General features: G+C 58.2%; 15 protein-coding genes and 1 other RNA gene. 7 read left to right on the top strand and 9 right to left on the bottom strand.

Translation table 11 applies throughout. The annotated features are described in order from the left end of the window. Positions 1–26: 26 nt before the first annotated feature. Positions 27–2,012, bottom strand: a complete 1,986-nt coding sequence (gene tkt, locus ACN0VM_RS12075; protein WP_417451140.1) for a transketolase — start codon at positions 2,010–2,012, stop codon at positions 27–29. 292 nt (positions 2,013–2,304) lie between these two features. Between tkt and ACN0VM_RS12070 the strand changes: the two genes are divergently transcribed. The 6 genes from ACN0VM_RS12070 (at position 2,305) to ACN0VM_RS12045 (ending at position 5,741) form a co-directional block, all read left to right on the top strand. Then, the gene (locus ACN0VM_RS12070) at positions 2,305–2,832 is read left to right on the top strand and encodes a hypothetical protein (protein ID WP_417451139.1); all 528 of its coding nucleotides are present in this window, start codon (positions 2,305–2,307) and stop codon (positions 2,830–2,832) included. A gap of 2 nt (positions 2,833–2,834) precedes the next feature. Further along, positions 2,835–3,152, top strand: coding sequence for a cell division protein ZapA (locus ACN0VM_RS12065; protein ID WP_417451138.1), 318 nt, complete (start codon positions 2,835–2,837; stop codon positions 3,150–3,152). 48 nt (positions 3,153–3,200) lie between these two features. Next, positions 3,201–3,360, top strand: a non-coding RNA gene (gene ssrS / locus ACN0VM_RS12060) — 6S RNA. Positions 3,361–3,403: 43 nt separating this feature from the next. After that, positions 3,404–3,985, top strand: coding sequence for a 5-formyltetrahydrofolate cyclo-ligase (locus ACN0VM_RS12055; protein WP_417451137.1), 582 nt, complete (start codon positions 3,404–3,406; stop codon positions 3,983–3,985). Between the two features lie 40 nt (positions 3,986–4,025). Next, a complete protein-coding gene (locus tag ACN0VM_RS12050; RefSeq protein ID WP_262690725.1) occupies positions 4,026–4,841 on the top strand; it encodes a TIGR00282 family metallophosphoesterase in 816 nt (271 codons plus the stop codon). Positions 4,842–4,988: 147 nt separating this feature from the next. Further along, positions 4,989–5,741 carry a hypothetical protein gene (locus ACN0VM_RS12045; protein WP_417451136.1) on the top strand — a complete coding sequence of 251 codons (753 nt, stop codon included), beginning with the start codon at positions 4,989–4,991 and terminating at the stop codon, positions 5,739–5,741. A 7-nt stretch (positions 5,742–5,748) separates the two neighbouring features. Here the strand turns inward: ACN0VM_RS12045 and ACN0VM_RS12040 are convergent, their stop codons facing one another. The 6 genes from ACN0VM_RS12040 to ACN0VM_RS12015 all read right to left on the bottom strand — a co-directional run bounded on the left by ACN0VM_RS12040 (position 5,749) and on the right by ACN0VM_RS12015 (position 13,435). Then, complete coding sequence (locus ACN0VM_RS12040; RefSeq protein ID WP_417451135.1) at positions 5,749–6,561, bottom strand: LytR/AlgR family response regulator transcription factor; 813 nt, start codon at positions 6,559–6,561, stop codon at positions 5,749–5,751. A 50-nt stretch (positions 6,562–6,611) separates the two neighbouring features. Next, a complete protein-coding gene (locus tag ACN0VM_RS12035) occupies positions 6,612–7,844 on the bottom strand; it encodes a sensor histidine kinase (RefSeq protein ID WP_417451134.1) in 1,233 nt (410 codons plus the stop codon). A gap of 28 nt (positions 7,845–7,872) precedes the next feature. Further along, positions 7,873–8,979, bottom strand: a complete 1,107-nt coding sequence (locus ACN0VM_RS12030; RefSeq protein WP_417451133.1) for an efflux RND transporter periplasmic adaptor subunit — start codon at positions 8,977–8,979, stop codon at positions 7,873–7,875. 74 nt (positions 8,980–9,053) lie between these two features. Next, positions 9,054–12,158 carry an efflux RND transporter permease subunit gene (locus tag ACN0VM_RS12025; RefSeq protein ID WP_417451132.1) on the bottom strand — a complete coding sequence of 1,035 codons (3,105 nt, stop codon included), beginning with the start codon at positions 12,156–12,158 and terminating at the stop codon, positions 9,054–9,056. A 172-nt stretch (positions 12,159–12,330) separates the two neighbouring features. Then, positions 12,331–12,822 (bottom strand): hypothetical protein, encoded by a 492-nt coding sequence (locus ACN0VM_RS12020; protein WP_417451131.1) that lies wholly within the window; start codon positions 12,820–12,822, stop codon positions 12,331–12,333. Between the two features lie 97 nt (positions 12,823–12,919). After that, complete coding sequence (locus tag ACN0VM_RS12015; RefSeq protein ID WP_417451130.1) at positions 12,920–13,435, bottom strand: hypothetical protein; 516 nt, start codon at positions 13,433–13,435, stop codon at positions 12,920–12,922. 127 nt (positions 13,436–13,562) lie between these two features. On the opposite strand from ACN0VM_RS12015, the gene ACN0VM_RS12010 reads away from it, so the two are divergent. Further along, positions 13,563–14,324: a DUF1295 domain-containing protein gene (locus tag ACN0VM_RS12010; RefSeq protein ID WP_417451129.1), complete on the top strand. Its 762-nt coding sequence runs from the start codon at positions 13,563–13,565 to the stop codon at positions 14,322–14,324. 116 nt (positions 14,325–14,440) lie between these two features. Here the strand turns inward: ACN0VM_RS12010 and ACN0VM_RS12005 are convergent, their stop codons facing one another. Together ACN0VM_RS12005 and ACN0VM_RS12000 are read right to left on the bottom strand one after the other, a co-directional pair. Continuing rightward, complete coding sequence (locus ACN0VM_RS12005; protein ID WP_417451128.1) at positions 14,441–15,940, bottom strand: PepSY-associated TM helix domain-containing protein; 1,500 nt, start codon at positions 15,938–15,940, stop codon at positions 14,441–14,443. Between the two features lie 10 nt (positions 15,941–15,950). Continuing rightward, positions 15,951–16,219, bottom strand: a 269-nt coding sequence (locus ACN0VM_RS12000) for a hypothetical protein (protein ID WP_417451127.1), incomplete at its 5' end; no start/stop codon positions are given.

Genomic DNA, 16,219 nt, shown 5'->3' with positions numbered 1-16,219 from the left:
GGCTATTTACTATCGTTAAGACTTTCTTAAAGCTTCTCGCGCACCGCTGCAACAAGCGCGTCGGCTGTAATGCCAAAATGCTTGTATAGCTGGTCTGCGGGCGCCGACGCACCAAAGCTGTCGATGCCGATATTCACGCCGTCAAGGCCGGTGTATTTTGCCCAGCCGTATGTGCTGGCAGCCTCGATGGAACCACGCACAGTGCCCTCCGGCAAAACGCTTGCCTTATAGGCTGCGTCCTGCGCGTCAAACAGCTCGGTACACGGCATGGAAACCACGCGGGTTGGCACGCCGTCAGCTTCGAGCGTCTCGCGTGCAGCAACTGCCAGCTCAACTTCAGATCCCGAAGCCATCAGCACCACACGTGGCGCACTGGAGGCTTCCTTCAGAATATAACCACCCTTCGCACACAGGTTTTCGTCCGTGTGCTCATTGCGCTGCTGGATGGTGCTCTGGCGGGTGAGCGACAACACCGAGGGCGTTTCTTTGCTCTCAAGCGCCAGCGCCCAGCACTCGGCGGTTTCAACAGCATCACAAGGGCGGAACACATTCAGGTTCGGCATGGCGCGCAGTGAAGGAACATGCTCAACCGGCTGGTGGGTCGGGCCATCTTCGCCAAGGCCGATGCTGTCGTGTGTCATCACATAAATGGCACGCTGTTTCATCAGTGCCGCGAGGCGAATGGCAGGCCGGGCATAATCGGTGAACACCATAAAGGTGCCGCCATAAGGCACATGCTGGCCATAAAGCGCGATGCCGTTCATCGCCGCGCACATTTCAAACTCGCGGATGCCGTAGTACATGTAACGGCCGGAGAAATCATCTGCCGTGATGGGCGCTGTCTGGCTGGTTTTTGTAAGGTTGGAGCCGGTGAGGTCAGCCGAGCCGCCGATCGTCTCGGGCACAACACCGTTGATCACTTCAAGCGCCATCTGGCTCGCCTTGCGGGTGGCTACCTTCACAGGTTCCGCCGCCAGTTTGGCCTTGTATTCGTTGATCGCAGCCGTAAAGCCCTTTGGCATGTCTTTGTTGGTGCGGCGGTCAAAGTCCTGCTTCACAAAACTGTCGAGCGCATCAAACCGGTTTTTCCAGTCAGCCGAAACCGATTTACCGCGGCTGCCAGCTTCAAGCCATGCGTCCCGCACATCAGCCGGGATTTCAAACGGCGCATGGTCCCAACCGAGAAATTCACGCGTAGCCTTGATCTCGTCATCACCCAGCGGCGCGCCGTGGGTCGCCGATGTACCCTGTTTGTTGGGAGCGCCATAGCCAATGGTGGTGCGGCAAGCGATCATCGAAGGCTGGTCGCTGTTCTTGGCTTCCTGAATGGCAGCTTCAACGGCTTCCATATCATGGCCGTCAACGGCCTGCACATGCCAGCCAGCGGCTTCGAAGCGTGCGCCATGGTCTTCACTGGTGGAAAGGTCTGTCGCCCCGTCGATTGAGATGGAGTTATCGTCCCACAGCACAATCATTTTTGAGAGTTTGAGGTGACCGGCCAGCGAGATCGCTTCCTGGCTCACACCTTCCATCAGGCAACCGTCACCGGCCAGCACGTAGGTATAGTGGTCAGTTACAGCGTCACCATATTCGGTGTTCGACAGACGTTCAGCAATCGCCATGCCCACGCTGGTGGCGAGGCCCTGACCCAGCGGACCGGTTGTCGTCTCGACGCCCGGACATTCGCCAAACTCGGGGTGGCCCGCCGTCGGGCTGTGAAGCTGGCGGAAATTCTTGAGATCGTCCATCGTCGGGCGCTCATAGCCTGTCAGATGCAGCAGCGAATAGATCAGCATGGAGCCGTGACCGGCGGACAGGACAAAGCGGTCCCGGTTCGGCCACGTGGGCCAGCTTGGGTCGAAGTTCAGGAATTTCGTGAACAGGACCGTTGCCACATCGGCCATGCCCATCGGCATACCGGGGTGGCCCGAGTTGGCCTTCTGTACAGCATCCATCGAAAGGGCGCGGATCGCGTTTGCCATACGGGTTTGCAGGAGGTCATCTTGGCTCATGTCAGTATCGTGCATCTTGGTCTACTTGTCTCTGGGGCGGTGCGACCCACACGCGGCCTTGGTGGTAGCCGAGCGAGGGGCGCCGGAAAATTGCGGCCAAAATGGCCGGGAAGGCCGCGCTAGTCAACCGAGAAGCGGCTTTTATGGCCCCAAGCAGTGCTTTTATTCACCCCCGCCCGCGTGATGGCGATTGACGCCCCTGCCCCCAACCACCTATCTTTCCCCAAAACATGCCGAATCCAGCCCGACGCGAAGTATTTGCGGCCGAGTGGGTAAATGGGGGACCATAAGAATGGCTGATAATACAAAACCGACCGAGCTTGAAGGCGCGCGCACGCGACTCGAAAGCGCGCTGTCGCGCCTTGCGCAAGGCGTCGCCAGCACGCGCGAGACCGTCAGCGCCACCCGCGAGATTGCGGAAGAAAAACTGGCGCTGGTGGAACGGGTGACCGCGCTTGAGAAAGAGAACCTCAAACTGCATGAGCAAGTCGCCGCCCATGCGCTGACCGAACCACCAGAGGATACCTCGGAAGTGCTGGAGGCGCTGCAGACGGAGAAAACCGTACTGGAGCAGAATTACCAATTGCTCAAGCGCCAGTATGCCCAACTGCAGGACGAGCTGGAAGCCTATGAAAATGCGAAGGGCACCGAATGGGCGGGTGACAGCGCACATGAGACAGACGGTGCCACCGCAGCACTGGAGGCCGAGAATGGCCAACTCAAGGCCCGCGTGGCCGAGCTTGAGGCAGAGCGCTCCGGCGTGCGCGCAGAGCTTGACGGTGCCATTGGCCGCCTTGAAACAATGGTAGGGAGTGCATAACCATGGCGCAGATCAATGTATCGGTAAACGGCAAAACCTACCCGCTGGCCTGCGCCGAAGGCGATCAGGAACGGCTGGGCAAACTGGCCGCATATGTGGATGACAAATGCAAGGACCTGACCTCAAAGCTGGGCCATGTGGCGGAAAACCGCCTGCTGCTGATGGCGGCGGTACTGATTGCCGACGAACTGCATGACAGCATGTCAACAGGCGGCGGCCCCGGCCTTGTGGGCGGCCTGACGGAAGCAGACATGGCGGCGGTTCTCAACGAAGTGGCCACTGAAATCGAGGGCATAACGGACCACCTCGCGGCCAGTTGATCACTGCCGCTATTGCACAACGACGCCCGAAGGCTTACATAGGCGACGCGGGCTCTGCACTGTGCGTGCGATACGCAGTAACCCCTGGGGCTATAAATACCTCTAGGGAGCTGTCCCTGGGCGGGACCGTGGTCCCATCCAAACGGCGCCCACCTGACTTGTCAGGTTCCAGAGGGTACAAACTTCAAACGGCAGTCGCGGTCCCCGCACCCACAACCACACCAGCCATCACTTTCAGGAATGCCGCCGCTATGCCCACCGTACATGACAAGATGACGCTGCGGCAAAGCGCAAAGCGCATCCGCATGGGCGCCTATGAGATGTACGGCCTTGACGCGGCAGAGCGCGCCGCCCAGCACGGCATGGGGCTTTTTTCAAGTTTTGAACGGCACGCCGTCATTGGCGCTTACCTGCCAATGCAGGATGAGCTGGACTGCCGCCTGCTGATGCACAGCCTCACCCGCGCGGGATACCGTACCGCACTGCCGGTGGTGACGGCCAAGGCAACTCCGCTATCGTTCCGTCTTTGGGCCATGGGCGACCCGTTGGAAGCTGGCCCTTTTGGCACGCAGCACCCGGTGCCCGACGCGCCGGAGGTAGTGCCAAACGCGCTGATTGTACCCCTGCTCGCCTATGACGCGGACTGTTACCGACTGGGCTGGGGCGGCGGCTATTATGACCGCACGCTCGCGGCCCACAGCGAGATAAAGGCTTTTGGCTTTGCCTTTGGCGCGCAAATCGTCGATCATGTGCCCAGAGAGGCGCACGACTGGCCCCTGCAGGGCGTGATCACCGAAGAAGGCGTGATCCTGCCACGCAAGCAGGCTGTATAGCCGTCACCGCGCCATAACCAACCAGTAGGCACTGATTTTTATGCGACTTTTGTTTTTGGGTGACCTTATGGGCCGGTCCGGCCGCACCGCCGCCGATAGCGCCCTGCCCACCTTGCGTGAGAAACTGAAACTCGATTTTGTTGTCGTTAACGGCGAAAACGCCGCCTCGGGCTTTGGCATCACCAGCAAGATCGCCGGCAGCACCATTCAGGCTGGCGCCGATGTGATCTCCGGCGGTAACCACACCTTCGACCAGAAGGAAATCCTGTCTGCGATCGACAATGACGACCGTATCCTGAGGCCGATCAACTATCCCGAAGGCACGCCGGGGCGCGGCTTCGCGCTTTATAATGCTCCCAGGGGCAAAAAGGTGCTGGTCATCAACGCCATGGGCCGCGTGTTCATGAATGCGATGGAATGCCCGTTCCGCGCCGTTGATGCCGTGCTCAAAAAATACCGCCTTGGTGTGACGGCCAACGCCATTATCGTGGATTTTCACGGCGAGGCCACATCGGAAAAGATGGCCATGGGTCACTTCCTTGACGGCCGCGTCAGCCTTGTTGTCGGCACCCACAGCCATGTGCCCACCGCCGACTGCCAGATATTGGATGGTGGCACCGCCTACCAGACCGACGCGGGCATGTGCGGCGACTACAACAGCGTGATCGGCATGAACAAGGAAGAGCCCATCAGCCGCTTCCTGACCAAAATGAACAAGGAACGCTACAGCCCCGCCGACGGCGAGGCCACCATCTGCGGCACCTTCGTCGAGACCGACGACCGCACGGGACTGGCGAAACGCATCGAGCCACTCAGGATGGGCCCAAGGTTGATGGAGCATGTGCCGAGCCTCTAAGCCTACCCACACGTCGTCATTCGACGACTTGATCGGCGAATCCACACCCGCCAACGCCGCCATGGACTCACTGGCCGGAATGAGAAGCCTGCCTCTGATGGCATATGTGCTGTAAAAACAAGCAATATAAGTGAACCGGAGAACAATTTGGCTGATATTCAACAGCATAAAACGAGGCCTCTGAGGAACCGACCCTCTGCCGCGAACAACACAAATCATCTCAAGAATTTCAAGATGCTACTTATGGATGCTGTTGGTTTCCTAACCCAAGCCCATCAAGTAAATAACAACGATTTCTGGGGCCACACAAGCTCTGCTAGGGCATCAGTTATCAGTACTTGCTTGCTGTTGGAATGTGCTGCCAACTGCTGCATCGACGGCCTCAAGTTGAGTAAGAATCTTCAAGCTGAGGTGGACCGCTTCTCCCCCCTCTCAAAGTTTGAATATTTTATACAACTTCGTTCGCACGAAAACTCCTTTGATCATGGAATAGTAGAAGTTGCCCAAATCAAAGACCTTCAAAAAATCCGCAATGACTACGTACATATGAAGGTAAAAAATGCGGATTGGGAAACAGCACCATTGAACCAATCAGAACAACTGGCTGACTATGGCAACTACAATACTCTCAATCTTCCCAAAGATCCCACCGTCTGGAATTTTGATAATGCACATACCGCGCTCAATGCGGTCACTAAATTTTTCAACCTCTATTTTCTTCAATGGCTCGAGCTGAGTGCGAGTGACGTTATCGAGTTACTCATTTATGAGGGGCCAGTTGAACTTCCCAATGTTCGCGGACACTCCATCGCTGTCGGAATATATGGATCGGCATTTAAAAAAGCAGAAATCGATTTTGGATTAGACTTCGCCTTTCTTCTCAAAGAAGAAGAACTGTAAGCCCCCCTCACAAAAACCGGCCAACCACGTCCTTGTAGGACCGGCTGACTTTCAGCTCGGTGCCGTTTTCGAGCGTAAGGAAACATTCGCCGTTTGAATGCGGTTTCACTTCGCGCACCTTGTCGAGGTTGACGATGGTGGAGCGATGAACACGCTGGAAGATTTTGGGGTCAAGCCGGCGTTCCATGGTTTTCATCGTCTCACGCAGGATGTGGGTTTTCGCCCCCACATGAATGCACATATAGTCGCCCGCCGCGTCGATGAAATCCACGTCTGCGACATCAACGATGGTGATATGGCCACGGTCCTTGATGCGCAGGTGCGGGTCAAAGCGGGCTTCCTTGCTTTCGACCGGTTTTTCCAGAAGCGCTGTCAGCGCCTCCACCGGCGGGTCCTGCAGGTTTTCGATCAGCTCCACAAGGCGGGCGTTCTGTTCGATCGCGACACGCTGTGCCATGCTTTCGCGCACGCGCGCCATGGCCTCGCCAAGGCGGTCTTCATCCACCGGTTTCAGCAGGTAATCAAGCGCGTGGGCCTCAAACGCCTCCAGCGCATATTGGTCATAGGCGGTGACAAACACCACCAGCGGAATTTCGGCTTCCCCCACCAGCGAGCGCAACACAGAGAAACCGTCAAAGCCCGGCATCTGGATATCAAGGAATATGAGGTCGGGCTTCAGTTCCTTGATGGCGCGCACCGCCTCACGCCCGTTGGAGCAGGTGTCCACCACCTCCACGTCCTCATAAGGTTTCAGCCTGATCGACAGCCCGCGAATGGCGAGCGGTTCATCATCAATCAATATTGTCCGAATTTTAGCCATAATACCCAGTCCCGTCTGTCTGTCGTGCTGCACACCCCTTGCGCACAAGCCTAGGGGCGGTTTTCCCGTTCACAAGGAATTTCAATGAAAATGCCAAGGCCCCGCGGCTCCAGGTTCTGGAGCGTGAAGCGGTGCCGCGGCCCGTAAATCTGCATCAGGCGTTCCTTGGTGTTGACAATGCCCACCCCCGAGCCTGACTGGCTGACGATATTGCCAAGGTCGGCAATGCCGGGGCCGTTGTCCTTCAAGACCACCACCAGCTTATCACCGTCCACATGCGCGCTGACATAAATCGCGCCCCCTTCAATTGACGGCGCGATGGCATATTTGATCGCGTTCTCAATAAGCGGCTGTAACAAAAGGCTGGGGATCAGCGCGGTTTTGGCATCGTCTTCAATATCAAAATTCACCGTCAGCCGGTCCTCAAAACGCACATTCTCGATATCGAGATAAAGCCCGAGCGCATAGAGCTCCTGCTCCAGCGTGATGCGCTGGGTGGGCTGGTTCACCAGCGTGAAGCGCAGGAAACTCGAAAGTTTTGTCAGCATCTTGTTGGCGTCGGTCTCCGCCCGTTCCAGCACGAGGGTGGAGATGGCGTTCAGCGTGTTGAAAAGGAAATGCGGGTTGAGCTGATACCTGAGCATCTTGAGCTGCGCCTGATGCGCCATAGCCGTGGCCTTCAATACCTGTTCCTGCTGTTCACGCATGCTTTGGTAATAGTGATAGCCAAAATAAAGCGCCGACCAGGCGAACAGGGCGGTCGTCTCAAACATGGCGTTGCCGAACATCTCAAGCCCCGAGAAGGGCGGCAGGCCGGGCACAATGCGCGGCGCGATGTAAAGCTCGATCATCGAGAACAAAAGCCCGCACGCCCCACACATAAACAGCACAAACAACAGCAGCCATTGCAAAGGCCAGTTACGCGCCATGCGGTAAAGCTGGCGCAGCATCGTCGTCATGGCGAGGCCGACCAGCGCGGCGGCAATGATAACCCATGAAAAATAATACAGGTCCTGTCCATTGGTGATGGCCTGAAAGGTACGCAGAAAGCTGTAGCCTATCCAGCCGCCAATCTGAAATGTCCAGAATGTGCGTTCTTTTGACCCTAATAGACTGTCCATACGCGACAGTTGCCCCCGACGTTCCCTGAATTCAATAGCCGGGCCTTCGGTACTGACACCTGAAAACCCGCTGGCGGGAACAACAAACTCTGTCCCCGCGTCGCGGGCATTATGGGCCGCTTGCGGTCCTTCGCCAACACTGTTTTTAACGCGTTTTGCCATCTGTCACTCGAAACACGGCGAAAGGCTCCTAGCGGCCGTTCGCCAACTGCGTGCTACCTTCACGCAGTTGCACCCGCTGGCCGGGGCGCAGGCGCTCACCGCCACGCACAATCACCCGGTCACCATTTTCAATACCGCCCAACACCGCCACGCGCCTGCCCGTGGCGGCCCCTGTGGTCACCAGCAGGCGCTCTGCCGTGTTGTCATCCTTGATGCGGTAAACATAGGTGCCGTCCGTCCTGAGCACCAAGGCATCGCGCGGCACCGCTACCACTTGCTGTGGTGCGCTGGCCGGTACACCCACTTGCACCGCCGTCCCTACCACATAGGCGCTGCCCGCCGGCACACTCACCCTGATTTCCATCGCCCGGCTCAGGCTGTCACCCACCGGGATGATCGCTCGGATGCTGGTATCCATAACCGACGCATCACGCCTGAGCACAACCGGTTGCCCGTCCGTCAGCATGGCCGACAGGCTGACCGGCGCCTGCGCGCTGACTTCCAAATGCTCGGTGTCGACGAGGCGAGCGATCTGGCGGCCCGGCGTGGCATATTCGCCTGCCTGTGCCAAGCGCTGGACCACCCGGCCGGGGAAAGGCGCGCGCACCCGGGTGCGCTCAAGGTCCACTTCGGCCTGCTCCGCCGTCACACGGGCCTGCGCCAGTTCTTCCTCGGTCATCAGAAGCGTGCTTTCGGCTTCCTCAACCCGGCTTGGCGGCACGTTTTTATTGACGGCCAGTTCGCGCACGCGGTCGAGATCAGACTTCAGGTACACAATGCGCGCCTTCAGCCGTTTGATCTGGCTATGGGCGCGGGCCAGCGACAGCGCGTGGTTGCGGTCGTCAATCTCGGCAACCACGTCGCCTTCCTTGAGCAGTGTGCCTTCAGGGGCGACCCACTTCACCTTGCCGGATATCTCGGCCGCGATGCGGCTATCGTTGCGGCTGACGACCGTGCCCGGCATATAGGCCTGTGGGGCCATCATCTCCGCACTGGCTTCAGCCACCTCGACAAGGGCTGGCGGCATCTCCTGCTGCTGTGCTGACAGCCCTGTGGTGCCGCATGTGGCGGTAGCAAAAACCAGCGCCACACCCATGCCTTTTGTCCACTTGGTCCAATTCCTTTGGCTAAACATTCTATTTCCTCGCTTATTTCGTTTTATTATTCAGTTTGTTATGCGGACTGGCATTCGACTTGGCATTCCAGCCCTTATTCCGCCGGACGCAGCTTACGATCCCGCAAGCGGGCGATGGCAGCAAAGACAAGCCCTGCTTCCTTGAACCGCAGCAGACAGGGCAGCAGCACAAGAGTAAAGACGGTCGACAGCGCCATGCCGCCGACAATGGTGGTGGCCATGCCGCGGTAAATCTCGCTACCCGCACCAGGGAACAGCACCAGCGGCAACATGCCCATGATGGACGTGAGCGTGCTCATGAAAATGGGCCGCATCCTGAGCGCCAGCGCGCGCTCCACCGCCTCGTCCCTTGTCAGCCCCTCTGCTTCACCGGCGCGGGTCTGGGCAACCAGCAGGATGGCGTTATTGACCACAAGGCCCAGCAGGATGATAAAGCCGATCATGGTCAAAAGGTCCAGCGGCGCAAAGGCCACCCAGTTCAGCACCCGAAGCGCCAGCACGCCGCCCACGGTCGCCAGCGGGATGGTGATGACCACGAATATCGCGTCCCGCGGAGAGCGGAACAGCGCCGCCAAAATCATGAACAACAAGCCAAGGGCCAGCACGAAGTTCATCGACAGCGAGCCTACTGCACGGTCAAGCGCATCAGCGTCCCCGCCATAGCTGATGATACCGTCCGGCGGCAACAGGGGCCTGATCGCCGGTTCGACCTTCTCCTTGAGGATTTTAACCATATCTTCAAGCGGCATACCGTCGGGCTGGTTGATGTTGAGCGTGACAGTACGCTTGCGGTCCATACGCTGCACAAAGGTCGGGCCGACGCCGCGTTCAATCTGCACCAGATCACCCAGCACCACAGTGCCGCCGTTTGGTGTGGCGATCGGCACGCTTTCCAGCATTTCAGGCTCGGACCAGTCCTGCGACTTCAACACCATATCAACCCGGCGTTCACCGTCGAAGTGTTCACCCAGCCACAGGCCGTCCCCCAGCGCGCGCACGATACGGGCGATGTCATTGCGGGTGAAGCCCACCTCCGCCAGACGGCGGTCATTAGGGTGTATTTTAAGCTCGGGCGAGATCACATTCGGGTCAGGGTTCGGTTGCGCACGGGCGCCGGGCAGGTTTTCCTGCACCAATTGCATCGCCGTTGAGGTCACATCGCGCAGGGCGTCAAGGTCCTTTGAATGGATGTTGAACTGCACAGAACCACCACCGCCAAAACCACCAAACAGGTTACCCTGCTGGCCAAAGGCGAACACATCCGGAAAACCAGCTAGGATTTCCTCATTCACAAGGCGTTGCAACTCGCCCACCTGCTCCTGATCCTTGGCGCGGATGCCCAGCGTACCGGCCGCGCCGTTCGGGAAGGTGATGATATAATAGTTCCTGAGCGCCGGCTCCTTCTCACCGCTCATATAAGGCTCAAGTCTTTTGACGATGACCTGTGCGATTTCCTTGTCAATGGTTTCCACATTCGCACCCGACGGGAACATCATGAAGGCATCCACCGCATCGCGTTTGACCGGCGGCAGATAGTTGAGGTTCGGGAGCAGCGCCCAACTGAGGAACACGGCCCCGCTCATCAGACCGCCGATCAGCGACAGGCGGCGCAACGGCGTACCCGTCAGCCACATCAGTCTGGCGGCGAACTTCTTGCCGCGCCCGCCTGCGTCTTCATTGGTCGGCAGCTTTTTGAGCCAGTGCTGTGCCGCAACCGGCAGCACTGTCACCGCGACAACCAGGGAAACACCAACACCGATCGCAATGGTAAGTGCAAGGTCAGCGAACAGTTGGCCTTCCACATCCTTGAGGAAGAGGATAGGTACAAAAATCGCGACGGTCGTTGCCGTAGATGCCAGAAGCGCGCCCCACACCTGCGACGCACCAATAAGCGACGCCATGTTCGGTTTTTCTCCGCGCTCTCGCAGCCTGACGATATTCTCCAGCACCACAATGGCGGCATCAAGCACCATGCCGGTGGCAAATGCCAGCCCCGCCAGCGAGATGACGTTAACCGTTCGGCCAAACAGCGCCAGCACAATGATAGTGGTCAGCAGGCAAACCGGGATCGTCAGCGCAATCAAAAGCGTCGCGCGCACCTGACGCAGGAACCACCACAAAACGCCAACCGCCAGCAACACCCCGACAAAAAGGTTGGTGGTAAGAAGGTTGATAGCACGTTTGATAAAGACAGACGGGTCAAAGGACTTCTGGATCGAGATACCCTTCTCCGCCAGAATGCCCGCATTCAACTCATCCAGCGTTTCGGTCAGCCGGTCGATGGTCGCAAGCACGTTGGCGCCGCTGTTCCTGACAATGCGCATACCCACAGCAGGGTTGCCGTTCTGGTAGACCACCTGTGTGGCATCCGGCGGGGCCACGCGCACGGTGGCGATGTCCCCAAGCGTTACCGGGCGACCGTCGCGCCAGTCAAGGATCTGTGCGCTTAACTCCGAAGGCTCGTACCGGCCCTGGAAGTTCAGGAGATAACGCCTGCGCCCCACCTCAAGATACCCACCGGAGCTGTCCACCGTACGGCCAATCACGCGGGCAATGGCGTTGACGTTGATACCAAGCTCGGCGGCGCGGACCGCATCAAATTCTATCTGCAGTTGCTCGCCAAAGCCGCTGCCGGCTTCAACCGATACGCGGGAAACCCCCTCAACACTTTCAAGCTGAGGGACAACCTCATCCTCGATGAAGGTGACATAATCACTTTGTGAGATCTTGCTGTCTTCGGTGAACTGGGTGAACAGGTAAATCAGCGTCTCGCCTGATGGGTCGCCTCCGTTCATCAACACTTGCGGGCGGTCGGCATCGGCCGGCAGGGGCGGCAGGCGATTAAGGCGGCTGATCACTTCAATCAACGACCGGTCCATGTCAGTCTCAAGCGCAAACTCAAGCGAGACAAAACCAAAGCTCGGGTTGGAGAAGGTGCGCATCTCCTCAAGGCCGGGGATGCCCTGCATCACCTCCTCAATGGGCTCGACAATCTCTGATTCAATTTCCGAAGGGCTGGCTGCACGCCAGAAAGTCTGCACCGCAAGCTGGGGGCGCTCAATGGCTGGGAAAAGCTGCACCGGCAACTTCGACAGCATGACAACACCCAGCACAATAGCCATCGCCGCTATGACGATGACAGCGGCCGGATTTTTCAGGCTCTGCTCTGTCAGTTTCATGGGTAGGGTTCCTCGCGTCGTCTTTTGTAATATTGTTACAAAACGCGGTATGAACCCATCGCTGGCGCGAGTGAATCTGAATGCGATAAAATGCACGGCGGTTGCGACAAGGCGCCGCACCACACGCGATCGATGCCACCAACCTGTGATGGCGTGACTTTATCAATAAGGGTTACCGAGACTCGCCGGGCTGCATGGCCTCGCTCTCGGAACTGGCATCCCGCTCAGCTTTTTCTGCCTTGCTGAGTTTTTCCATTTCCTCAAACTCGCCCAATCCGCAGCTGCCCCACCGGCGACCAAAACTGTCCAGTACCGTGATAATCTCCATGCGGCACAGGCTGGAAATGGAGGTTGAATACATAAAGCGCTCCTCTGATGCGAGGCGCGAGCATTTATGCGGCAAGCGGTTCATATAGGCTTTCTTGCCAATACTCTTGAAGAAGATGGTCTGATCATCAATGATTGTAGAATCGCGCAGAAATCTCAGCGGCACACAGCTTTTGGTCTTTCCCGTTGCCTTGTAGTCATCCATGATGCGTGCGAGGCGTTTCTCCGACCGGGTCATTTCACTGTTCCCGTCATCGGCACCGCCATCGGCGAGCGATTGACCACCAAAGGCCATCAGGGCGACGATAAGCGTTGGCCACAGTGTTTTTTTCTTCATTGTTTTTCTCACGGCTTGCTCACTTTCCCCGGTAACCTATCGTAGCAAGACTGAACGATTGCTGAACGAACCTGTTGCTGAACGATCAGTTGGCCGTCTACCCGTCCAGCTTATCCAGTTCCCTTTGCATCAGCATGCGAAGGTCAGCCCCCAAATGCGCCAGAACAATCTGTTCATTTTTACCAACCCGTTCAATGCTGTCATCGAAGGCCAGCCCGTGCACCTGGGCGACCTGCAGAAGATAGGCGACAAAGGCGTCAGCGCGCGCCCGGATAATCCAGCCGAACGGGCGCACCGGCGCACCGTGCTTGGCACACAGAGCGTTAAATTCTTCAAAAAGATGCGGAATCAATGTACCGCCAATGCGCTTGAGCCCCACACAGAAAGCAGCAAAGGGCGGAAGTTCCTCCTCGGCAGCATCCTCTTCGTCTTCCTGCTGGCAGGACGCCACGGCCTCAAGCCCGGAGACCATGGTCTCCAGTTCACGGTCCAGCGCGGCGGCGATATCGTTGGCCACGTCCTGCTGCCGCGGTGAGAGCAACGGCCTGCCTGAAGCTTCCAGCCCCCGAAGGCTGGCGCTTAGAAAATCAACGATGGTAGCCTGTTCGCCCATAAATATCCTTTCCTGCACCATATAGCGCGCGAATATGGTGTGCCGCAAACCTTCCCTAAAAAAATTTGATCAATATGATCCACATTCAGCGATTATCGTACAAGAAACAACAGTTTCAGGAGGTATCATGCTTGAATTATACACCACCGGGGCAATAGCGCTGGGCATTGCATTGCTGGGGCTCTGGGTTTTCAGTATCTGGCGCGGGCATGTCAGTTTTATCGACGCCTTCTGGGGCACAGGCTTCCTGATCGCGGCTTATGCCGCCGCCAATGAACTGCTGATACTCGGCGACAAGCAGAAGCTGACACTCTTTCTCCTAACCCTTTGGGGATTAAGGCTTTCTATCCACCTCCTGCGGCGATACCTGAAACATGGCGAGGACCACCGCTATGAAAAAATACTCGGCGATCGCACTGGTTTGAAGCGCCACTTTTATTCGCTTTACATTGTTTTTATCCTTCAGGGCGCATTGATCCTGATTGTGGCGGCACCGGTCTTCGGCATTCTCGCAGATGCGCCGCAAGGCATTGATAACATTGCCATATTGGGCGTTTTGCTTTGGGGTGTCGGCCTGTTTTTTGAGGCGGTCGGTGACTGGCAGCTCAGCCGCTTCAAGGCCGTCTCTTCCAATGAAGGCAAGGTGCTGGATAGCGGCCTGTGGGCCTGGACCCGCCACCCCAACTATTTTGGCGACTTCTGTGTCTGGTGGGGAATTTGGCTTATCGGCCATGACCTTACGCTGATTTTCGCGCCGCTTCTGATGAGCTTTATCCTGATGAAATGGTCCGGCGTGCCGATGACCGAACGGTCGATGACCAAGCGCCGCCCGAAGTATGCAGACTATACCGAACGCACCAGCGCCTTTTTCCCGCGCCCGCCAAAATGACCCATATTGGCACAGATTATTGCACAAATCTGTGCCAAATGTGTGCAACATGTGTGCAATAAAACCGCGTTTTCTGCCCATATCTGTGCAGGATTCGCGCAACGTCTGTGCAACGTCTATTCAGCGGCTGACGGCACCACCTGCGGTGTGCGAGCAAGCGGCCAACCCTGCCACAAAAGGATCGCGGCAACGGCCAATAATACCACATTCACCCCGATCGCGGCAGGGGAATTTACCGCGCCCCAATGCGCCGCCCATTTGACCAGAACACCAAAGGTGATCATCAGCCCGGAGGCACTTCGCAGGGCCCGCGCAAATGCCGCCCGGTCTGTCACCAGGGCTGACAGGCTGACAAGGCCCAAAAGCACGAGCCAGAAAATGGCGTTCAACAAGGTACCCTCAACCGCTGAGACCGTCGGCAGGGTGAAACAGACCGCAAGCGCCAGCGGCGTACCCCAGATGGTAGCGGCCCACGCCCGTTCAAGACGCGGCATGGCGCGGCCTTTCTCGCGCCGTTTGATCAGCCAGATATTCACCCCCGTGGCAGAGACAATGGAGATGGCAAGCCCCAGCACACCGTAAATAAGCTTCACCGGCAGCCCGCCAAACGAGCCAAAATGCACCGTATAGGCGCTGGCGACAACCTGCTGCCCCACAGGGCCGTCCGAGTGGCCAAGCTTGCTGGTGATGGTGCCGTCCGGCCCGAAGTAATAATTTTCGCCGTATATCAACCGCGCCGGATGACGCGCCAGAATATACCCGCTTTGGCCCACCGTGCCCGGTTCATGCATGATGACATACCACGGCTGAAGGTCACCGTGTTCGGCGCGAAAGTTATCAAGCGCGGCAGTGATATTGAAAACGGGCGCCGGGGTCATGTCCTCGGCCGGGTCGGAGCCGAACACCGGCTCATAGAAGGCTTCAATGTCACCGTCCAGATAGCTGTTCGCGACAAAATAGGAAAGCACAGAGGCAAGGCCGATCCCCGCCCCCGTGAGCGCCACCAGAATGTGAAACGGCGCGCCCCACACGCTGAGGCGGTTGTGAATGTCGGCCTGCGCCAGCTGCTGGTTGCCCTTGATGCGCATGGCAAAGGCATCGCGGAAAATACGCGGGTGCGCCAGCAGGCCGGAGATCACCAGCCCCACCAGCATGGCCCCCAGAATGCCGACAACCGTCAGGCCCAGCACCGTGGGCAGGTGCAGGTAATAGTGCAGCCCTTCAAGGAACTCCGCCCACGGGTGGTGGATGGGCGTGCCGAGCGTACCGTCCGCGTCCGCGTACCAGCCTTCTTCCCCGTCAAGCGAGACACCAAGGCGCGGCATGCCGTCGGTGGGCACGCCGATATAAAAATGGTGCGGCACGTCGCTGGCGCGCGCGAGGCCAGCGTCAGCGGCGCGGCCTGCGGCCTCGGGGGTGACGCTGGCAAACTCCGGCACCTGCGGCTGTTCCCAGCGTTCAAATTCTTCATGGAAGACCATGAGCGTACCCGACAGGCACAAAATATACATCAGCGCACCCACCGCAAGCCCGACGGCCGAGTGGCCGGAGAGCATCTGGGCGACAAAGCCGGTTTTTTTCTTCGGCGCTGGCGCCGCTTGGGTATCGGATGCCATGACAGCCCCCCTAAATTACAAAATGCGTGCCAATGGCCCCAAGCACACCGCTTAAAACCACAATGCCGCCGCGCCGGACGACCGGCATGTCATAGGTCGCAAAAACCGAAAGCACCGCCCACAAAAGCGGGAAAGCAAACAGCACCGCCATCAGCTGCCCGGCGCTGGCACCACCGCCCATGGCACCATAAAGCCACAGGCACAGGTAAAGCGCCGCAACCCCGGCAATTGGCCCCGCCAGCAGGAAGGTGAACACCCGCCTGCCGGTGATCGGCCAGT

It is taken from the genome of Kordiimonas sp. (genome assembly GCF_048260245.1).
Taxonomy (GTDB): domain Bacteria; phylum Pseudomonadota; class Alphaproteobacteria; order Sphingomonadales; family Kordiimonadaceae; genus Kordiimonas.
Note: the sequence above shows the minus strand (reverse complement) of the source record. Positions and strands in the feature narration are given on the sequence as shown.